The organism is Oryzobacter faecalis (assembly GCF_046764005.1).
Taxonomy (GTDB): domain Bacteria; phylum Actinomycetota; class Actinomycetes; order Actinomycetales; family Dermatophilaceae; genus Oryzobacter; species Oryzobacter faecalis.
The window spans coordinates 345,228-365,129 of the sequence record NZ_JBKOFW010000002.1 but is presented as its reverse complement, the minus strand read 5'-3'; the positions used below and the strand labels follow the sequence as shown (position 1 = coordinate 365,129).

Genomic DNA, 19,902 nt, shown 5'->3' with positions numbered 1-19,902 from the left:
GCACCCCGACATTCGGGGTGCCCCGCCGAAGGTTCCGGCATCAGGCGAAAAAGTTCCCTCGTCCTGAGAAGAGACTTGGTTACGTTTGCGTAAGTTACGGAAACGTAGGTTACGCTCGCGTATGTGAGCGCACCTTCCATCGACCGACCGACCACGACGCCCCCGGCGCCGCGCGCGCGGCTCGGGGCGCACACCCCCGGCCCCCTGGGCGGGGCCCTGCGCGGCGCCCGCCGGGTGGCCGAGCTCCTCGCCACCCCGCTGGTCCCCAGCGACTACCTGGACCTCATCGACCCGATGCGCGCCGGCGCCGACCTGCGCGGCCGCATCGTCGAGGTCCGCCCCGAGACCGCCGACGCCGCGACCGTCGTCATCCGTCCCGGGCGCGGCTGGCTCGGGCACGTCCCCGGTCAGTACGTGCGCATCGGCGTCGACATCGAGGGCGTGCGCCACTGGCGCGCGTACAGCCTCACCCACCGCGCCGACGGCTCGCCCGCCGCGGGCATTCCGGCCGGCTGCATCGCCATCACGACCAAGGCGATCCCGGGGGGCAAGGTCAGCACCCACCTCGTCCGCAACACCGCCCCCGGCACCCTCGTCATGCTCGACCAGGCGACGGGCGACTTCACCCTCCCGACCCCCGCGCCGGCGAAGGTCCTCTTTCTCACCGCCGGCAGCGGCGTCACGCCCGTCATGGGGATGCTGCGCAACCACCTTGACGAGCTCGAGGACGTCGCCCACGTCCACTGCGCGCCCACCGCCGCCGACGTCATCTTCGCCGACGAGCTGCTCGAGCACGCCGCCACCGGCCGCCTCGACCTGCGCCTCAACGTCGACGAGGACGACGGCGTCCTCCACCTCTCCCGCCTCGACGCCCTGGTCCCCGACTGGCGCGAGCGCGAGACCTGGCTGTGCGGGCCCACCGGCCTGCTCGACGCCGCCGAGGCGCACTGGGAGGCCGCCGGCGTCGCCGACCGCCTGCACACCGAGCGCTTCCGCCCCACCGTCGTCGAGGCGGGCGAGGGCGGCACCGTGACCTTCCTGCGCAGCGACCGCGTCGTCGAGGCCGACGGCGCGACCCCGATCCTCGACGCCGGCGAGGAGGCCGGCGTCCTCATGCCGAGCGGGTGCCGCATGGGCATCTGCTTCGGCTGCGTCGTCACCATGCGGTCCGGCGCCGTCCGCGACCTGCGCACCGGCGAGGTCACCGTCGTCGAGGACGACGCGACCCTGCCCGTCCAGACCTGCGTCAACGCCGCCGCCGGCTCCTGCCACCTCGAGCTCTGACCGACCCCGACAGCGACCGACCCGCCCGACCACCACCGGAAGGACGTCACCATGACCCTCGCCCCCGAGCGCACCCCGGCCCACGGCTCCACGAAGCCGCAGGGCATCAACCCCCGCCTGCGCGTGGAGTCCGACGCCCCGCGCCCGCAGCGTCCCGCCCTGAAGAAGTCCGGCCGGCCCAACCCCGCCGCGCACCTGACCCCCGAGCAGATCGAGGGCATCGGCCACGAGCTCGACGCCCTGCGCAAGGAGGTCATGGACAGCCGCGGTGCCCGGGACGCCGCCTACATCCGCAAGGTCATCAAGGCCCAGCGCTACCTCGAGATGGGCTCGCGCGCCGTCCTCCTCTTCAGCAACGTCAAGGTCAAGGGCGTCCGCCCGGCCTGGTGGATCGGCACGGCCGGCCTGTCGGTCGCCAAGATCCTCGAGAACATGGAGATCGGCCACAACGTCATGCACGGCCAGTGGGACTGGATGCGTGACCCGAAGATCCACTCGACCGCGTGGGAGTGGGACAACGCCTCGCCCAGCTCGCAGTGGAAGCACAGCCACAACGAGATCCACCACACGTTCACCAACGTCCTCGGCCGCGACAACGACCTCGGCTACGGCATCCTGCGGGTCGACGAGGACCAGCGGTGGAGCCTGTTCTACCTCTTCCAGCCGATCTGGCACGTGGGCAACGCCCTGCTCTTCGAGTACTCGATCGCCGCCTACGACCTCGAGCTCGGCGGCTACCTCGCCAAGAAGCACCGGATGAGCGAGGAGGAGAAGGCGAAGTTCCACGCCGACGCCAAGGAGGTCGTCGCGAAGATCAAGCGCCAGGCCACCAAGGACTACGTCGTCCACCCGGCCCTGTCGGCCGTCACCGGCTCGGCCCGCACGACCCTCACCGCGAACCTCGTCGCCAACCTCGTGCGCAACGTGTGGACGAACACCGTCATCATCTGCGGCCACTTCCCGCCCGGCATCGCGACCTTCGAGAAGACCTCGATCGACGGCGAGACGCGCGGTGAGTGGTACCTGCGCCAGATGCTCGGTTCGGGGAACATCAGCGGGTCCAAGGCCATGCACGTCATGACCGGCAACCTCAGCCACCAGATCGAGCACCACCTGTTCCCGGACATGCCGAGCAACCGCTACGCCGAGATCGCCCCGCGGGTCCGCGACCTCATGGAGCGCCACGACCTGCCGTACGTCACCGGGTCGCTCGGCAAGCAGGCCGCGTCGGTGTACTGGAAGGTCGTCGAGCTCTCCCTCCCCAACAAGGTCGAGGGCCGCCGGCGCCGCGACATCATCCGGCTCGCCGCCAAGAAGGCGTGGCGCAAGAGGTCGCTCGGCCGCTTCTGAGCCCTTCGGCCAGACCGTCTCCTCCGAACGGCGCCGCCCTCCCCGATCCGACGGTGGGAGGGCGGCGCCGCCACGTACCGTCGTCGCCGCAGGGGTGCACCGACCGCCCGACCCCGATGGACCCGTGATGACCCCCTCCCCCGTCCCGATGACGTCCCGCGCGCGCCTCCTCGCGGCCGCCGCCCTGGCGGCTGCCGTGCTGGCCGCGACCGGTGCCACCGCCTCGCCAGCCGGCGCCGCGCCCGCCCGTGGCACCGGCGACGGCCCGCCGCGCTGGGCGCCCTCGTCGACGCGGCTGGTCGGCACGACCGCGGTCTCACCCGGGGGGCGCGTCCGCGTCGCCCGGACCGGAGACCCGGTCGCGGCCGAGGTCGTCCGGCTCGTCAACGTCGAGCGCGCGAAGGTGGGCTGCGTGGCCCTGCGCTCCGACAGCCGCCTCGCCACGGCCGCGCGGCTGCACAGCGAGGACATGGCGCGCCAGGACTACTTCAGCCACACCTCGCTCGACGGGCGCACGTGGATCCAGCGGATCCAGGCTCAGGGGTACACCGCCGGCAGCGGTGAGAACATCGCCGCCGGCTACTCGACCCCCGCGGCCGTCATGACGGCTTGGATGAACAGCAGCGGACACCGGGCCAACATCCTCAACTGCGCCAGCCGCGCCATCGGCGTGGGCATCGGCAAGGGCGGCACCTACGGCACGTACTGGACCCAGGACTTCGGCCGCACCTGACCGTCGGCCCGTGGCGCCGATGGCGTCGCGCGGGCTCTTGGTCGATCTCGGCCCACGGGCGGATGCTGGGACCCCGCACGACCACCGACGCCCCCGAGGAGCAGACCCCGTGACCAGCACCACCGCACGCACGACGACGCCCGGCTTCCGGCGCCGGGAGGACTGCCGCCTCGAGGACCTCCTCGCCGTCCTCGACGAGCCGACCGACGCCACCGCCTTCCCCCACGCCGACCGGGTGGAGCAGGGCGTCCTCGTGTACGAGGCCGCGAGCGTCCGAGCGCTGCTCGACGTCCCCGAGGCCGCCGACGCGCTTCGGGCCGAGCTGGCGGGCGCCCTCGCCGACGGCCCCGGGATCGTCGTCCTCGCCGGCGCGTTCGAGCCGGCCGTCGTCGACCGGGTGACCGCCGTCTTCGAGGAGGTCATCGCCGCCGAGAAGGCGGCCGGCCGCACCGCGGGCGACCACTTCGCGCAGCCCGGCGCCAACGACCGCGTCTGGAACGCCCTGGAGAAGGTCGCCGTCGCCGACCCCGACGCCTTCGTCGCCTACTACGCCAACGACCTGCTCGCCCTCGCTGCCGAGGCGTGGCTCGGCCCGGGCTACCAGGTGACCAGCCAGGTCAACGTCGTCAACCCGGGCGGCGCCGGCCAGACGGTGCACCGCGACTACCACCTCGGCTTCCAGTCACCCGAGGTCACCGGCCGCTACCCCGCACGCGTCCACGACGTCTCGCCGCTGCTCACCCTCCAAGGCGCCGTCGCGCACTGCGACATGCCGGTCGAGACCGGCCCGACCCTCTACCTCCCCCACAGCCAGAAGTACGCGCACGGCTACCTGGCCTACTGGCTCGAGGAGTTCCAGGCGCACTTCGTCGACCACCACGTCCAGCTGCCCCTGCGCACGGGCGACGCCGTCTTCTTCAACCCGGCCCTGTTCCACGCCGCGGGCTCGAACCACACGACCGACGTCCGCCGCACCGCCAACCTGCTGCAGATCTCCTCGGCGTTCGGACGGGCGATGGAGACGGTCGACCGCGACCGCGTGGTCCGGGCCGTCTACCCGGCGCTGCTCGCCGCCGCCGAGGCCGGGATGGCGCCCGCCCACCTCGACCACGCCGTGGCGGCCTCGGCCGAGGGGTACGCCTTCCCGACCAACCTCGACCGCGACCCTCCACTGGACGGGATGACGCCCGCGAGCCAGGCCGACCACGTCCGAGAGGCGCTCGCCGCGCGGCTCACCCCCGCCGAGCTCGGCGCCCGGCTCGACGCCGTGGCCCTCGCCAAGCGCAGCCACTGAGCCCGAGGTCCGCAGCCCGACGTCGACGACCCTCGGCTCGAGCAGCTCGTCCGACCCGTCACCGGACGTGGGTGAAGATCGTCGCTCGGCCGACGATCTTCACCCACGTTCGCGCTCAGGCGTTCTGGGGGAAGCCCAGGTTGAGGCCGCCGTGGCTCGGGTCGAGCCAGCGCGAGGTGACGACCTTGCCGCGGGTGAAGAAGTGCACGCCCTCCATGCCGTGGGCGTGGCTGTCGCCGAAGAGGCTGTTCTTCCACCCACCGAAGGAGTAGTAGGCCATCGGCACGGGGATCGGCACGTTGATGCCCACCATCCCGACCTCCACCTCGTTCTGGAAGCGCCGAGCGGCACCGCCGTCGTTGGTGAAGATCGCGGTGCCGTTGCCGTAGGGGTTGGAGTTGATGAGGTCGAGCGCCTCGTCGTAGGTCTTCGCGCGCAGCACCGAGAGCACCGGACCGAAGATCTCGTCGGTGTAGACCGACATCTCCTTGGTGACGTCGTCGAACAGCGTCGGCCGGAGGAAGTAGCCCTCGCCGTCGGCGTCGACGTCGCCCTCGCGGCCGTCCACGACGAGGGTCGCGCCCGCCTCGACGCCCGCGTCGAGGTAGGAGGCGACCTTGTCGCGGTGCTGGGCGGTGACGAGCGGGCCCATGTCGCAGCCGCGGGTGCCGTCGCCGGTGACGAGCTTGCCCATCCGGTCCTTGATCTTCTCGACGAGCTCGTCGGCGATCGGCTCGAGGGCCACGAGCGCCGAGATCGCCATGCACCGCTCGCCGGCCGAGCCGAAGCCGGCGTTGACGGCGGCGTCCGCCGCGAGGTCGAGGTCGGCGTCGGGGAGGACGATCATGTGGTTCTTCGCGCCGCCCAGCGCCTGCACGCGCTTGCCGTGCGCCGTGCCGGTCTCGTAGACGTACCTGGCGATCGGGGTCGAGCCGACGAAGGAGACGGCCTTGACGTCGGGGTGGGTGAGGAGGGCGTCGACGGCCTCCTTGTCACCGTGGACGACGGAGAGGACGCCGTCGGGCAGGCCGGCCTCCTTCCAGAGGGCGGCGACGGCGTTGACGGCCGACGGGTCCTTCTCGGACGGCTTGATGACGACCGCGTTGCCGCACGCGATCGCGACCGGCACGAACCAGAGCGGCACCATCGCCGGGAAGTTGAACGGGCTGATGACGGCCACGACACCCAGGCTCTGGCGGATCGAGTAGACGTCGACCTTCGTCGAGGCGTTCTCGGTGAAGCCGCCCTTGAGCAGGTGCGGGATCCCGCAGGCGAACTCGGCGACCTCGAGGCCGCGGGTCACCTCGCCGACCGCGTCGGAGAGGACCTTGCCGTGCTCGGCCGTGATGAGGGCGGCGATCTCCTCCTTCCGCTCGTTGAGCAGCTCACGGAAGCGGAAGAGGACCTGGGTTCGCCTGGCGAGCGAGACGTTGCCCCACTCGGCGGCCCAGGCCGCCTTGGCCGTCGTCACGACCTCGTCGACGAGCGCGGCGGAGGCGAGGTCGAGGACGCCGGTCTGCTCGCCGGTCGCGGGGTTGAACACCGGGCTCGTGCGGTCGGCGGTGCCGTCCCACGGGGCCCCGTTCAGGAGGTGGGTGATGCGGGTGGGGGTCGTGCTCACGGCTATCGGTCCTTGTCGTGCGGAGTGGTGGAATCAGTGTGTCAGGCGTCGAGGCAATGGCGGTACCGGGTCCGAGTCGGTGGTTCGGCTACCGATCCCGTAGGTCGGAGGGAAACGGCAGCCGGGGGTCGACCTCCTCGTGGGGCCACGCCTCGCGGACCCAGGCGTGGGCGGGGTCGTCGCAGATCCGCCAGGCCCGCTCCGGCCCGGGGCCGGCCATGACGTTGAGGTAGTACAGGTCGGCGTCGGGAGCGGCGACGGCCGGGCCGTGCCACCCGTGCGGCACGAGGACGACGTCGCCGGTGCGGACCTCGGCGAGGACGTCGAGCGGCCGGGTGGCCGTGGAGCCGTAGACGCGCAGGTAGCCGACCGGGTCGGTGCCGCGAGGGTCGGTGGCCCGGGTCTCGACGTAGTAGATCTCCTCGAGCTCGGTCTCCTCGCCGGGTCGGTTCTCGTCGTGCTTGTGCGGGGGCCACGAGCTCCAGTTTCCGGCCGGGGTGACGACCTCGCACACGAGGAAGGAGTCGGCGTCGAGGACGTCGGGCAGGCCCAGGTTGCGCACCTCGCGGCTCGCCCGCCCCGCGCCGCGGAGCTCGACCGGCACCTCCTCCGCCCGCAGGTGGCGGTAGGGGATCGGGGTGGCCGCGCGCGTGGCGGGGGCGCCGGCGAGCGCGACACGGCCCGTCCCGTCGGTCGTGTTGACGACGCGGACGGTCGAGCCCCGCCCGGCGTAGACGACGTCGGTCGGGCCGTCGAAGACGGAGGCGCGGCCGGGAAGGTCGGCGGCGTGGCTCGTGCCGTCGGCCCCGGTCACCTCCACCCGCCACGACCCCACGAGGGGGACGACGAGGGTCTCCTCCTCGCCCGAGGAGTGCTCGACCTCGCCTGCCGGGGGGCACTCGGCGACGCGCAGCGTCGTGTGGCGCCATCCGGGCGCCGGGTTCGGCGCGGTCGGGGCGACGGCGACCTGGAACCCGCCGTCGGCGGCGGAGCCGAACGGGCGCACCCAGTCGGCGTTGTCGACGCCGACACCGCTCGTCATCGCGCTTCTCCGTGGACGAGGTCGGCCGCGGCGTCGACGGCGGCGGCGACGTCGCCGCCCGGGGGGTAGAGCAGCGCCCGACCGACGACGAGGCCGGCGGCGGACGGACAGGCGAGGGCGCGGCCCCAGTCGGCGTAGGTGTCGGCCGGGTCGCCGGTCGGGTCACCCCCGAGGAGGAGGCAGGGCAGGGTCGTCGCGTCGAGGACCCTGTCCATCTCCTCGACGACGGGCAGCTTCAACCACGTGTGGGCGCTCGTCGCGCCGAGGCCGGCGGCCACGTGGATCGAGTCGACGACGGAGTCCGGGTCGAGCAGGTTGGCGACACGGCGGGGCCCGCGCCGCTCGGTGAGGAACGGCTCGACCATCGCCATGAGGCCGCGGCGGGCCAGTGCCGTGACGGCTGCACCGCTCGCCTCGAGGGTCGCGGCCGTCCCGGCGTCGTCGAGGCAGATGCGCGTCAGCATCTTGCCGCCGTCGAGGCCGTGGTCGGCGATCGCGTCGGCGTCGTAGCCGGTGAAGCGGTCGTCGAGCTCGAAGGTCGCCCCCTGCAGGCCACCCCGGTTCATCGAGCCCACGACGACCTTGTCGTCGAGCAGGCCCATGAGGAGGAGGTCCTCGAGGACGTCGGCCGTGCCGACGACGCCGTCGACGCCGGGCCGTTCGAGGGCGGTGGCGAGGCGCCGGACGAGCTCGGTGCGCGACGCCATCGCCCGGTGGTCGTCGCGGACCGCCAGCGCCCCGCGGGCCGGGTGGTCGGCGGCGACGAGGAGGAGGCGGCCGTCGGTGGTCAGCCGGTCCCGGCGGCGGCGCGACGCCCAGGCCCGGCCCACGGCTCCGGGGTCCGCGACGCGCAGCGCCGTCGTCCCGGAGGCCTCCACGCGGGTCACGACCGCACCTCGCGCCCGGCGAGGAGGGCGTCGACCTCGTCCTCGGTCGGCATCGCCGTCGAACACTCCAGGCGCGAGGCGACGATGGCCCCCGCGGCGTTGGCGAAGCGGACGGTGCGCTCGAGGTCCCAGCCCGACAGCAGCCCGTGGCAGACGGCGCCGCCGAACGCGTCGCCGGCCCCGAGCCCGTTGGCCACCTCGACGGGCAGCGGCGGCACCTCGACCCGGTCACCGGAGGCCGTCACGGCGAGGACCCCCTTCGGCCCCTGCTTGACGATGGCGAGCTCGACGCCCCGGTCGAGCAGGGCAGCGGCCGCGGAGGCGGGGTCGTCGGTGCCGACCGCGACCCGGCACTCCTCACGGTTGCCGATGGCGACGGTGCTCGCCGCGAGCGCGTCGGCGGCGGCCCGCGACGCCTCGGCCTCCGCCCGCCAGAACATCGGCCGGTGGTCGAGGTCGATGGCGGTGTGCGGCACCCGGCCGCGGGCCTCCCAGGCCGTCGCGTGGGCGGTGCGGCTCGGCTCGGCGGACAACCCGGTGAGGGTGGCCCAGAACAGGCGGCTCTCGCGGACGGCGACGGGCGGGATCTCCTCGGGGCTGACGCGCAGGTCCGGCGCCTGGGGATAGCGGTAGAAGTACAGGGGGAAGTGGTCGGGCGGGAAGATCTCGCAGAACGTCACCGGGGTCGGCAGGGAGGGGTCGGTCGTCACGTAGGCCGGGTCGACACCGAGCTCGGCCAGGCTCCTCGTGACGAAGCGGCCGAACGGGTCGTCCCCGGTGCGGCTGACCAGGGCGGCGCTGTGGCCGAGGCGGGCCGCCGCCACCGCGACGTTGGCCGCGCTGCCACCGAGGAACTTGCCGAACGTCGTGACGTCCTCGAGGCCCACGCCGGTCTGCATCGGGTAGAGGTCGACGCCCACGCGCCCGACGGCGAGCACGTCGAACGAGCGCGTCAGCGGCACGTCGGGCTCCTCGGGTCTCTCAGGGGCGGTGCGGGGCTGGGCCCAGCCTCCCCCATCGGCCGCACCCTGTCAACATTTGTAAGAACATTTGGACTTGCTGATGTCTGAGACGTACTGACATAGAGTGGCTTTGTGCAGCAGATCCCCGTCGTCATCGACCGCGGCAGCCCGGTCCCGCTCTACCACCAGCTCGCCGAGCAGCTGACGGCCGCCGTCGAGAACGGGACCCTGCGCCCGGGGGACCCGTTCGAGAACGAGCTCGCCCTCGCCGACCGCCTCGACCTCTCGCGCCCCACCGTGCGCCGCGCCATCGCCGAGCTCGTCGCACGCGGCCTCCTCGTCCGTCGGCGCGGCGTCGGGACCACGGTCGCGAGCCAGGTCATCCACCGCCGTGACGAGCTGACGAGCCTCTACGACGACATGGTCCGCAAGGGGCAGCAGCCGCGCACCGAGGTCCTCTCCTTCGACTCCGGCGTCACGGACGCGGCGGCGGCCGAGGCCCTGGGACTGCCCCCCGACACCCCGCTCGTCTCCGTCGAACGGCTCCGGTCGGTCGGGAAGGTCCCCACAGCCCTCATGCACAACTGGCTGCCGCCGCAGTTCGCCGACCTCACGGCGGCCGACCTCGAGGACGGGAGCCTCTACGGGCTCCTCCGCGCGCGCGGAGTCCGGCCCGTCATCGCCCACCAGTCCATCGGCGCCCGCCGCCCGGTCGCCCGCGAGCGCCGCCTCCTCGGGCTGGGAGCAGGCGACCCCCTCCTCACGATGTCGCGGCGCGCCTACGCCGCCGACGGGTCCGCGGTCGAGTACGGCGACCACTGCTACCGCTACGACCAGTACACCTTCGACGTCACCGTCCACGAGCACTGACCCCTTCCCTTCGTCGGCTCCTTCCGGCTATGGTTCTAATGTTCTGACATTAAACCTGCTTGACCGGTGCTCTGTGGCGCCGCCTCCGGAGGACCCCGTGACGACCTCGCCCCTGCGCACGATGACCGAGACGACACCGACCGCGTTGTGGAACGACAGCTCGACGCTGTCCGAGCTGACGGCGGCCATCGGCTGGGGCGCCGTCGGTGCCACGTGCAACCCGGTCATCGCCCTCGCTGCCATCCGGGCCGACCTGCCCCGCTGGCAGGCCCGCATCGCCGAGCTCGCGCTCGCCCACCCCACGGCCACGGAGTCCCAGCTCGGCTGGCTCGTCGTCGAGGAGGTCTCGGTCGAGGCGGCCAGGCTGCTCGAGCCGGCCTTCGCCGAGCACCGGGGGCGCAACGGTCGCCTGTCGATGCAGACCGACCCCCGCCTCCACCGTGACGCCGCGGCGCTCGTGGCCCAGGCCGAGCACTTCGCCTCCCTCGCCCCGAACGTCATCGTCAAGATCCCCGCGACCTCGGTCGGGATCGAGGCGATCGAGGAGGCGACGTACCGCGGGGTCAGCATCAACGTCACCGTCTCGTTCACGGTGCCGCAGGCGGTCGCCGCCGGCGAGGCGATCCAACGCGGGCTGGCCCGGCGCGACGCCGAGCGTCTGACGACGGCGGAGATGGGCCCGGTCGTGACGATCATGGTCGGCCGCCTCGACGACTGGCTCAAGGCGGTCGTCGCGCGCGACGGCCTCGACGTCGACCCCGAGCACCTCGAGTGGGCCGGAGTGGCCGCCTTCAAGGAGGCCTACCGGGTCTTCGGCGAGCGCGGGCTGCGTCCCCGCCTGCTCGCGGCCGCCTACCGCAACGACCTCCAGTGGACCGAGCTCGTCGGCGGCGACGTCGTCCTCTCCCCGCCCTTCGCGTGGCAGGAGAGGTTCCAGGCGAGCGGCCACGACCCCGAGCCGCGGATGGGCAAGCCGGTCGACGACGTCGTGCTGTCCTCGCTGCGCTCGATCCCCGACTTCGTGCGGGCGTACGAGGTCGACGGGCTCGACCCCGTGGAGTTCGACACCTTCGGCGCGACGCGCCACACCCTGCGACAGTTCCTGGAGGCCGACGCCGAGCTCGACCGCATCGTCCGCGACGTCGTCGTCCCCGCGCCCTGACCACCCCCGCCGACCGCCCCGCCACCCGCCCCGCCTCAAGCCCCGCCTCAAGCCCCGCCTCAAGCCCCGCCTCCAAGGAGTCGACGATGACCCGGACCGTGCGCCTCACGACGGCGCAGGCACTCGTGAAGTTCCTCGCCAACCAGTACTCGGAGCGCGACGGGGTCGAGCAACGGCTCGTGACAGGGATGTTGGGCATCTTCGGTCACGGCAACGTCGCCGGTGTCGGGCAGGCGCTGCTGCAGGCGCAGGTGCAGTCGGAGGAGGGAGCGGCGGGCGACGACGTCCTCGGCGAGCTGCCGTACCTCCTCTCCCGCAACGAGCAGGGGGCCGTGCACACCGCCACGGGCTTCGCCCGCGCGCGGGGCCGCCTCCAGACGATGGCGGTGACGACCTCGATCGGGCCGGGCGCGACCAACATGGTCACCGGGGCGGCGCTGGCGACGACGAACCGGATCCCGGTGCTGCTGCTGCCCTCCGACCAGTTCGCCAGCCGGGTGCCCGACCCGGTGCTCCAGCAGCTCGAGGACCCGGGGACGCTGGACGTGTCGGTCAACGACGCCTTCCGCCCGGTGAGCAGGTTCTTCGACCGGGTCAGCCGCCCCGAGCAGCTGGTCCCGAGCCTGATGAACGCGATGCGCGTCCTCACCGACCCCGCCGACACCGGTGCGGTCACGGTGGCCCTGCCCCAGGACGTCCAGGCCGAGGCGTTCGACTGGCCCCTGGCGTTCTTCGAGCGCCGGGTGTGGCACGTCGCCCGCCCCGTGCCGGAGCCCGCCGCGCTGGCCCGTGCGGTCGAGGTGATCCGGTCCGCGCGCCGGCCGCTGGTCGTCGCGGGCGGTGGCGTCGTCTACTCCGGGGCCTCCGAGGAGCTGCGCGCCTTCGCCTCCGCCACCGGGATCCCGGTGTCCGACACCCATGCCGGCAAGGGCGCCATCAACTGGGACCACCCCTCGGCGGTGGGCGGGGTCGGCTCGACCGGCTCCGCCGCGGCCAACACCCTGGCCAGGGAGGCCGACGTCGTCATCGGCATCGGCACGCGGTACTCCGACTTCACGACCGCGAGCCACACGGCCTTCGGTGCGGAGGACGTGCGCTTCGTCAACGTCAACGTCCTCGGGTTCGACGCCGCCAAGCACGGCGCCACGATGCTCGTCGCCGACGCGCGCGAGGCGCTGCGCGCCCTCACGGACGCGCTCGCCGGGTGGTCTGTCGACGACACCTACCGCCAGGAGGCCGTCGACCTGGACGCCGCGTGGCAGCAGGTCGTCGACGAGTGCTTCCACCGCGACCAGACCCCGCTGCCCGCGCAGACCGAGGTGTTCGGGGCCCTCAACGAGCTCATGGGCCCACGCGACGTCCTCGTCAACGCCGCCGGGTCGATGCCCGGCGACCTCCAGTGCCTCTGGCGGGCCTCGACGCCCGAGCAGTACCACGTGGAGTACGCCTACTCCTGCATGGGCTACGAGATCCCCGCCGCCCTCGGCGTCAGGCTGGCGGTGGGCGACCAGCCCGAGGTCGTGGCGGTCGTCGGCGACGGGACCTACCAGATGCTCCCCATGGAGATCGCGACGATCGTCTCCGAGGGCGCCAAGGTGGTCATCGTGCTCCTCGACAACCACGGGTTCGCCTCGATCGGGGCGCTGTCGGAGTCGCGCGGCTCGCAGCGGTTCGGCACCCGCTACCGGATGCGCCAGGCGTCGACCGGGCGCCTCGACGGCGACGAGGTGCCCTTCGACCTCGCGGCCAACGCGGCGTCCTGGGGGGCCGACGTCCTGCGGTGCGGCTCGATCGCCGAGTTCCGCGAGAACTACGCCAGGGCCGCGGCCTCGGACCGGACGACCGTCCTCCACATCGAGACCGATCTCATGGGCCCCAACCCGCCCGGCACCGCCTGGTGGGACGTGCCCGTCCCGGAGGTCTCCACCCTTCGCTCGACCCAGCAGGCCTTCGCCGAGCACGTCGAGGCGAGGAAGGTCCAGCGCTTCTACCTCTGACGGGGCCGCGCCCGAGCCGCCGGCGCGGCTCCCACCGCGGCGCGGTGGGTCACGAGGAGGCGGCAGCCACCAGGCGCGGGCCGACCCGCTCGGCGAGGTAGGCCAGGCTCGCGCGGACGTCGTCGACCGGCCCGGTGCCCTCGGCGGGGATGCCGGCGGTGAGCGCGGTGTCCTGCTCGAGGACGTACCAGCCGTCGTAGCCGGCGGCCTCGAGCGCGAGGACGGCCTCGTCGATGGCGACGTCGCCGGTGCCCAGCGGCTTGAACAGCCCGGACTGGACGCCCGCGAGCAGGCTGACGTCGCGCGCCAGCACAGAGGCGGCCACCGCGTTGTCGACGTCCTTGAGGTGCACGTGCCCCACCCGGGGGGCGTGCTCACGGGCGAAGGCGACGGGGTCGACGCCGCCGATCTGGAGGTGCCCGGTGTCGAGGCACCACAGGACGTCGGTGTGCTCGAGGGCGAGCCCGACGTCGGCGGCGGTCTCGACGAGCGTGTCGACGTGCGGGTGGAGCACCTGGGTCAGCCCGAGCTCGGCGCACACCTCGTCGACCTGCGCCAGCCCTTCCCCGAGCACCTTCATGCCCTCGGCGTCGAGCGGCACCGGACGCGACCAGCCGTAGTCCTGCACGGCCGCGGTGACGAACCGTGTCGCGCCCTGGCCGGCGAAGAGCTCGGCGGTCTCGCGGGCGCGGCGCAGGGCGTCGGCCCGCTGCTCGCGATCCTGGAGGACGAGCGGGACGAAGCCGCCGACGAGCGAGACACCGTGCTCGGCGAGGGTCGCCCGCAGCGCCTCCGGCTCGTCGGGGAGGAAGCCGGGGGCCCCGAGCTCGGTCGCCGACAGGCCGAGGGAGCGCATCTCCGGGAGCACGCGGGAGGGCGGGAGCATGGCGCCCCACCCGGGCACCTCGCACACCCCCCACGAGATGGGCGCTCCGGCGATGCGGCCGGAGAGCGGGCCGGGGGCGATCGACATCGGGTGCCTCCTGGGCAGGGGGTCGGGTGCGGCAGGCGCTCCGATCGTCCCCTCGGTCGTCGCCCGTGTCAAGCATATGTGCGGACAAGAGCACAATATGGACGCCGGCCGGGGAACGGGGTGCATTCCGGCGCGGGCCCACTACGCTCGGAGGCGTGACCACCCTCGTCCTCACCGTCATCGGCGACGACCGCGCGGGCCTCGTCAAGGCGCTGGCCGACGTCGTGACCGAGCACGGCGGCAACTGGGAGCGCAGCCACCTCGCCGAGCTCGCGGGCAAGTTCGCCGGGATCGTCGTGGTCACGGTGCCGGACGTCGGCGCTCCCGCCCTGCGCGAGGCGCTCGGCCCGCTCGACGGGCTCCTCGACGTCACCGTCCACGAGGGTGGGGCCGACGAGGCGGGCGCGGGGGTGGCCCCGGGCCGGCGGGTGCGCCTGTCGGTGCTCGGCAACGACCACCCGGGCATCGTCCAGGCCGTCTCCGGCACCCTCGCCGAGCTCGGCGTCAGCGTCGTCGAGCTCGAGTCGCTGACCCGCGACGCCCCGATGGCGGGCGGGCGGCTGTTCGAGGCGCAGGCCGTCGTCAGCGTGCCCGACACCGTCAGCCTCGACGTCGTGGCACGCGAGCTCGAGCTGCTGGCCGGCGAGGTCCAGGTCGACGTCGCCCTCGAACCCGCCGACTGACGCCACCTCGGGCCCGGGCAGGTGCGGCCGGCCCACCCCCACCGCCGTACCCTTGACCCTCGTGACCGAGAACGTCCCCGCGCCCGCGACCGAGCCCGACCTGCCCGAGCAGCTGCGGATCCGGCGCGAGAAGCGCGACCGCATCATCGGCGCCGGCGGTCAGGCCTACCCCGTGGCCGTGGCCCGGACGCACTCCCTCGAGCAGGTGCGCGACCAGTGGGGCCACCTCGAGCAGGGCGAGGAGACCCAGGACGTCGTCGGCGTCGCGGGCCGCGTCGTCTTCGTCCGGAACACCGGCAAGCTCGCGTTCGCCACGCTCCAGGAGGGACCCGGCACGCGGCTGCAGGTCATGCTCAGCCTCGCGGAGGTCGGGGAGGACGCCCTCGCCGCCTGGAAGGCCGACGTCGACCTCGGCGACCACGTGTTCGTCGAGGGCCGCGTCATCTCCTCCCGCCGCGGGGAGCTGTCGGTGATGGCGACCCGCTGGGAGATGGCGAGCAAGGCGCTGCGCCCGCTGCCCGTCCTCCACAAGGAGCTGTCCGAGGAGTCGCGGGTGCGGCAGCGGTACGCCGACCTCGTCGTGCGCCAGGAGGCGCGCGACATGGTGCGCACCAAGGCGGCGGCGCTGCGGGCGATCCGCGGCGTCCTCGAGGACCAGGGCTACGTCGAGGTCGAGACCCCCGTCATCCAGCTCGTCCACGGCGGCGCCGCGGCCCGCCCGTTCCGCACCCACATGAACGCCTTCGACCACGAGATGGTCCTGCGGATCGCCCTCGAGCTGAACCTCAAGAAGGCCGTGGTCGGTGGGGTCGACCGCGTCTACGAGATGGGCCGGATCTTCCGCAACGAGGGCGTCGACGCCACCCACTCCCCCGAGTTCACGATGCTCGAGGCCTACCAGGCGTGGGGCGACCAGACGTCCATCGCCGGGCTGATCCGTGACCTCTACCTCGGCGTCGCGGACGCCCTCGGTTCGCGGACCGTCGAGACCCCTGCCGGCACGGTCGACCTCGGCGGCGAGTGGCGCTGGCTGCCGGTCTACGAGGGTGTCTCGGAAGCCGTCGGCGAGACGGTCACCATCGACACCCCGCTCGAGACCCTCGTCGGGTTCGCCGAGGAGCACGGCGTCGAGCTGGCCCCCGGCATGGAGAAGGACAAGGTCTTCCTCGAGCTGCTCGGGGAGCTCGTCGAGCCCGGGCTGCTCCAGCCGACCTTCCTGTGCGACTACCCGGCGATCGCGCAGCCGCTCGCCCGTCCCCACCGCAGCAAGCCCGGCCACATCGAGGCCTGGGACCTCGTCATCGCCGGCGTCGAGCGCGGCACCGGGTTCTCCGAGCTCGTCGACCCCGTCGTCCAGCGCGAGGTGCTGACCGAGCAGTCGCTGCGCGCCGCCGGGGGCGACCCGGAGGCCATGCAGCTGGACGAGGACTTCCTGCGGGCCCTCGAGTACGGTGCCCCGCCGATGGGTGGCCTGGGCCTGGGCATCGACCGGCTGGTCATGCTGTTCACCGGCGCGAACATCCGCGAGACCATCCTTTTCCCGCACCTGAAGCCGGAGGCCTGAGATGGATGCCGTGTGGCCCTATCTCACGGCCATTGTCCCGACCATTGCGGTGGCCGTCCTTTTCTATTTCCTCATCCGCTCGATGATCGAGGGCGACCGCCGGGAGCGCCTCGCCCAGAAACAGTTCGAGCGCGAACAGGACGCACGGACCCATGCGCCGGAGACGGACGGCAACCATTCCCACGGCACGTCGGCACAGGAATAGCACAGGCATTCTCCGTCTCTTCTCGCGAGCGCATTCCGCGCGTATTCACCGGAGGACGTTTCCTGCTACGTTTCCCGGGTGGACGTCAATTCCGGCGCCACACAACGGTGAAGAATGCGCCGCCTGAAGGGACAACCATGGCAAAGAAGGTCCAGGTGCTCCTCGTCGACGACCTCGACAAGAGCTCCCCCGCCGACGAGACCGTCTCGTTCTCGCTCGACGGCGTGTCCTACGAGATCGACCTCACCTCCGACAACGCCGCGAAGCTGCGCGACGAGCTGGCCGTGTGGATCGGTCACGCCGAGCGGACCGGTGGCCGCAAGAGCGCCGGTCGCGCGGCTCGCGGCAGCGCCCGCGGTTCGGGCTCGAAGGCCGACCTCTCCGCCGTCCGCGAGTGGGCCCGCTCCAACGGCCACCAGGTCAGCGACCGTGGCCGCATCTCGGCCGAGGTCCAGGCCGCCTACGACAAGGCGCACGCCTGACCCCATCGACTCCGCACGACACGGCGCCCCCCGACCCGGAGGGCGCCGTGTCGTCGATGTCGCGCCGGCACGCCTGGCTGGTCTTCACGACCGGCGGTCCCCTCCTCCCGCACGACCTCGGCACCGACGCGCGGTCCTGGCAGCACGACCTCGTCGTCCTCCAGTCGCGCTGGTACGACGTCGACGCCCCACCGCAGGTCGCGGCCGCGTTCGTCCTGCAGTGGCTGCTCCAGGTGCCCGCCCACGCCGCGGCGTACGCGGCGTCCTCGGGTCCGTGGCGGGCCGACCTCGCCGGCATCACCTTCGGCCTCGGGCCGGCACTCGTGCCGGACCGGGTCAGGGTCGGCGGCCTCGTGGCGGACGACGGCCCCCTCGGGGACCGGCTCGACCGGGCCGAGGCCGACTACCGCGCCGTCGCCGCGCCGCTGGCCGAGCGGTACGCGGCGGTGGTGCGCCTCGGCCCGCACGCCCGGGCCGCCTTCGTCGACGACATGTGGGCGGCCGCCCGGCGCGAGGCCGAGTCGGCCGCCGGCCTGTTCCGCCCCGGGGTGCCCCCGCGGGCGTCCTGCTGCCTCATCTACGCGCTGCCGGGGTGCGTCGAGTGCGCCGGGTGTCCGAGGGTCACGGAAGGTCGGCGATGAGGTCGCCGTCGGTTCGGATCCGGTCGAGCACCTCGTCGAACATCAGCTGCTGCAACGAGTCCGGCTCTGCCGCACCGCGTTCCACCTCATCCCAGGTGCGAGGTGCGGCGACGCAGGGCAGCTCGCGGCCACGCAGCGAGTAGGGGCTGATCGTCGTCTTCGCGGCGACGTTCTGGCTCCAGTCGAGGAAGACCTTGCCGGGGCGCAGCGACTTCGTCATCTTCCACAGCACGAGGTCGGGGTGCTTCTTCGTCATCTCCTGCGCCAGCTGCATCGCGAGGTCGCGCACCTGGTCCGACGACAGGTCTCCGCCGAGCGCCGCATAGAGCTGCATCCCCTTGCTCCCCGACGTCACGGGGTACAGCTCGAGGCCCAGGGCGTCGAGGCGGTCGCGGACGAGCAGGGCCACCCGGGCGCACTCGTGGAGGCCGGCGGGCTTGCCGGGGTCGAGGTCGATGACGAGCCGGTTCGGCCGCTGCGGCTCACCGTCCTCGACCGTCCACTGCGGCACGTGGAGCTCGAGGGAGTTGAGGTTGACGAGGTAGGTCAGGTCGGCGAGGTCCTCGACGAGGGGGTAGGTCACGTCGTCGACGGGCACCCTCGGCAGCCAGCTCGGCGCCCCTGACGGCAGGTTCTTCTCGAAGAACATCTGGTCCTCGACCCCGTGCGGCCAGCGCACCCGGGTCACCGGGCGGGCGGCGACATGGGGCAGGAGGAACGGCGCGACCTGTGCGTAGTAGCTGAGGACCTCGCCCTTGGTCGTCTCCGTCGCCGGGTACATGACCTTGTCCAGGCTCGTCAGGCGCAGCTTGCGACCGGCGACCTCGACGCGGGTCACCTCGGGGACGTAGCGCTCAGGCATCCTCGGCCTCCACGAGGTCGTCCGGCGTGAGGTCGGAGCGCACGCCGAGGTAGGTCGGCTGGCGCAGCCGGTGCTGGCCCGTCAGCTCGAGCGCCCTCACCTCGACGACGAGCCGCGGCTCGACCCACGTCGTCCCGGAGGCGTCGACCGCCGGGACCTCGTCGCTGAAGGGTGAGTCGTCGCGCTGCATCCGCTGGAGCCGGCGCCGCAGGGCCTCCCCGGCCGAGCCCGCGAGCCCGGACCCCACGCGTCCGGCGTAGCGCCAGCCGCCCGCGCCGTCGGGGAGCCCGACGAGGACCGCACCCAGCCGCGCGGAGGTCGAGCCGGCCTCCGGCCGCCACCCGCCGAGGACGACCGAGTGCGTGGCCCGGTGGGCCGTCTTGCGCCAGTCGGGCGACCGGCGACCGGTGGCGTAGGGGGCCGAGCGACGCTTGCTGACGATCCCCTCGAGCCCCTGCGCCGCCGTCGCCGCGAGCAGCTCGGCTCCGTCGTCGTGGACCGCGGGCACCTGCCACGAACGGCCGGTCAGCTCGAGCCGCTCGAGCAGCTCGCGGCGCGCGCTCCAGGGCTGGCTGCGCAGGTCCTGGCCGAACAGCCGCAGCAGGTCGAACACCATGAGCGTCACCGGACGCGTCGCCATCAGGGCCTCGGCCTGGCGTCGCTTCCCCACGTGCATCCGCTCGGTGAGCGCGTGGAAGCTCGGGCGGCCGGCCTCGAGCGCGACGACCTCGCCGTCGAGGAGCATGTCGTCGTAGGCGTCGGCGAGCGCGTCGAGCTCCGGGAAGGCGGCCGTGACGTCGCGTTCGCTGCGCGACCAGACGGTGACCTTGCCGTCCCGGACGTCGACGAGCACCCGCATCCCGTCCCACTTGACCTCGTGCACCCAGGCGTCGCCGGTCGGGACGCGCTCGGCGACGGTCGCGAGCATCGGACGGAACGGGGCCACGGGCCCCATCCTGCACGGGAGGGTCGAGGAGGAGGCCACTCGGCGCCGTCAGGGGGCCGGCCGGCGGGACAACATCGCCCAATAGGTCGAAGTTCGCACGCACCGCTCTGGGACAACATCGCCCAATAGGTCGAAGTTCGCACGGCTACCGCTCGGACCGACCGCCCCCGTCCGCGCACCGGCATCCAGCTCGACCGCCTCCCCCCCCCCCGTGAACAGGCCGGGACACCGCGGGAGGAGGACCTGCTGGTCGGGGCTGGTTCCGGCACCGGTGAACGGGCCTAGGCTGGGAGTCTGCGCTCCCGATGCGGGGAGCGGGCGACCTCCTCGGAAGGGTGTGGGCT

At 73.0% G+C, this 19,902-nt stretch carries 19 protein-coding genes; 12 read left to right on the top strand and 7 right to left on the bottom strand.

Annotated elements, in window-relative coordinates; translation table 11 throughout:
* The first annotated feature begins 123 nt into the window (after window positions 1–123).
* The 4 genes from ACK8HX_RS05565 to ACK8HX_RS05550 all read left to right on the top strand — a co-directional run bounded on the left by ACK8HX_RS05565 (window position 124) and on the right by ACK8HX_RS05550 (window position 4,661).
* Window positions 124–1,284 (top strand): ferredoxin reductase, encoded by a 1,161-nt coding sequence (locus ACK8HX_RS05565; RefSeq protein ID WP_411939665.1) that lies wholly within the window; start codon window positions 124–126, stop codon window positions 1,282–1,284.
* Window positions 1,285–1,335: 51 nt separating this feature from the next.
* The gene (locus ACK8HX_RS05560; protein ID WP_411939664.1) at window positions 1,336–2,634 is read left to right on the top strand and encodes a fatty acid desaturase family protein; all 1,299 of its coding nucleotides are present in this window, start codon (window positions 1,336–1,338) and stop codon (window positions 2,632–2,634) included.
* Between the two features lie 127 nt (window positions 2,635–2,761).
* Window positions 2,762–3,367, top strand: coding sequence for a CAP domain-containing protein (locus ACK8HX_RS05555; protein ID WP_411939663.1), 606 nt, complete (start codon window positions 2,762–2,764; stop codon window positions 3,365–3,367).
* Between the two features lie 109 nt (window positions 3,368–3,476).
* Window positions 3,477–4,661 (top strand): phytanoyl-CoA dioxygenase family protein, encoded by a 1,185-nt coding sequence (locus ACK8HX_RS05550; protein ID WP_411939662.1) that lies wholly within the window; start codon window positions 3,477–3,479, stop codon window positions 4,659–4,661.
* Between the two features lie 115 nt (window positions 4,662–4,776).
* On the opposite strand, the gene ACK8HX_RS05545 is transcribed toward ACK8HX_RS05550, so the two are convergent.
* The 4 genes from ACK8HX_RS05545 to iolC form a co-directional block, all read right to left on the bottom strand.
* Complete coding sequence (locus ACK8HX_RS05545; protein WP_411939661.1) at window positions 4,777–6,282, bottom strand: CoA-acylating methylmalonate-semialdehyde dehydrogenase; 1,506 nt, start codon at window positions 6,280–6,282, stop codon at window positions 4,777–4,779.
* 88 nt (window positions 6,283–6,370) lie between these two features.
* Complete coding sequence (iolB, locus tag ACK8HX_RS05540) at window positions 6,371–7,324, bottom strand: 5-deoxy-glucuronate isomerase (RefSeq protein WP_411939660.1); 954 nt, start codon at window positions 7,322–7,324, stop codon at window positions 6,371–6,373.
* A complete protein-coding gene (locus ACK8HX_RS05535) occupies window positions 7,321–8,202 on the bottom strand; it encodes a Cgl0159 family (beta/alpha)8-fold protein (RefSeq protein WP_411939894.1) in 882 nt (293 codons plus the stop codon). Before ACK8HX_RS05535 ends, iolB begins: the two co-directional genes overlap by 4 nt.
* Before the next feature lie 5 nt (window positions 8,203–8,207).
* Window positions 8,208–9,167, bottom strand: a complete 960-nt coding sequence (gene iolC / locus ACK8HX_RS05530; RefSeq protein WP_411939893.1) for a 5-dehydro-2-deoxygluconokinase — start codon at window positions 9,165–9,167, stop codon at window positions 8,208–8,210.
* 138 nt (window positions 9,168–9,305) lie between these two features.
* Here iolC and ACK8HX_RS05525 point away from each other — a divergent pair, with 138 nt between their 5' ends.
* The 3 genes from ACK8HX_RS05525 (at window position 9,306) to iolD (ending at window position 13,202) form a co-directional block, all read left to right on the top strand.
* Window positions 9,306–10,043, top strand: coding sequence for a GntR family transcriptional regulator (locus tag ACK8HX_RS05525; RefSeq protein ID WP_411939659.1), 738 nt, complete (start codon window positions 9,306–9,308; stop codon window positions 10,041–10,043).
* A gap of 97 nt (window positions 10,044–10,140) precedes the next feature.
* Entirely contained in the window at window positions 10,141–11,205 is a 1,065-nt protein-coding gene (locus ACK8HX_RS05520; RefSeq protein WP_411939658.1) for a transaldolase family protein, read from the top strand.
* A gap of 86 nt (window positions 11,206–11,291) precedes the next feature.
* A complete protein-coding gene (iolD, locus tag ACK8HX_RS05515) occupies window positions 11,292–13,202 on the top strand; it encodes a 3D-(3,5/4)-trihydroxycyclohexane-1,2-dione acylhydrolase (decyclizing) (RefSeq protein WP_411939657.1) in 1,911 nt (636 codons plus the stop codon).
* A gap of 49 nt (window positions 13,203–13,251) precedes the next feature.
* Here the strand turns inward: iolD and ACK8HX_RS05510 are convergent, their stop codons facing one another.
* Window positions 13,252–14,175 (bottom strand): TIM barrel protein, encoded by a 924-nt coding sequence (locus tag ACK8HX_RS05510; protein ID WP_411939656.1) that lies wholly within the window; start codon window positions 14,173–14,175, stop codon window positions 13,252–13,254.
* A 155-nt stretch (window positions 14,176–14,330) separates the two neighbouring features.
* Here ACK8HX_RS05510 and ACK8HX_RS05505 point away from each other — a divergent pair, with 155 nt between their 5' ends.
* The 5 genes from ACK8HX_RS05505 to ACK8HX_RS05485 all read left to right on the top strand — a co-directional run bounded on the left by ACK8HX_RS05505 (window position 14,331) and on the right by ACK8HX_RS05485 (window position 17,750).
* The gene (locus ACK8HX_RS05505; RefSeq protein ID WP_411939655.1) at window positions 14,331–14,858 is read left to right on the top strand and encodes a glycine cleavage system transcriptional repressor; all 528 of its coding nucleotides are present in this window, start codon (window positions 14,331–14,333) and stop codon (window positions 14,856–14,858) included.
* 61 nt (window positions 14,859–14,919) lie between these two features.
* Window positions 14,920–16,422, top strand: a complete 1,503-nt coding sequence (locus ACK8HX_RS05500) for a lysine--tRNA ligase (protein ID WP_411939654.1) — start codon at window positions 14,920–14,922, stop codon at window positions 16,420–16,422.
* Between the two features lies 1 nt (window position 16,423).
* A complete protein-coding gene (locus ACK8HX_RS05495) occupies window positions 16,424–16,627 on the top strand; it encodes a lysyl-tRNA synthetase (protein ID WP_411939653.1) in 204 nt (67 codons plus the stop codon).
* A 137-nt stretch (window positions 16,628–16,764) separates the two neighbouring features.
* Window positions 16,765–17,109, top strand: a complete 345-nt coding sequence (locus tag ACK8HX_RS05490; protein WP_411939652.1) for a histone-like nucleoid-structuring protein Lsr2 — start codon at window positions 16,765–16,767, stop codon at window positions 17,107–17,109.
* A gap of 56 nt (window positions 17,110–17,165) precedes the next feature.
* Window positions 17,166–17,750 carry a (2Fe-2S)-binding protein gene (locus ACK8HX_RS05485; protein ID WP_411939892.1) on the top strand — a complete coding sequence of 195 codons (585 nt, stop codon included), beginning with the start codon at window positions 17,166–17,168 and terminating at the stop codon, window positions 17,748–17,750.
* Here ACK8HX_RS05485 and ligD (ACK8HX_RS05480) read toward each other — a convergent pair.
* Both ligD (ACK8HX_RS05480) and ligD (ACK8HX_RS05475) read right to left on the bottom strand, forming a co-directional pair.
* The gene (gene ligD, locus ACK8HX_RS05480; protein WP_411939651.1) at window positions 17,731–18,612 is read right to left on the bottom strand and encodes a non-homologous end-joining DNA ligase; all 882 of its coding nucleotides are present in this window, start codon (window positions 18,610–18,612) and stop codon (window positions 17,731–17,733) included. The genes ACK8HX_RS05485 and ligD (ACK8HX_RS05480) overlap by 20 nt on opposite strands.
* Entirely contained in the window at window positions 18,605–19,558 is a 954-nt protein-coding gene (ligD, locus tag ACK8HX_RS05475) for a non-homologous end-joining DNA ligase (protein ID WP_411939650.1), read from the bottom strand. Before ligD (ACK8HX_RS05475) ends, ligD (ACK8HX_RS05480) begins: the two co-directional genes overlap by 8 nt.
* Window positions 19,559–19,902 lie beyond the last annotated feature (344 nt).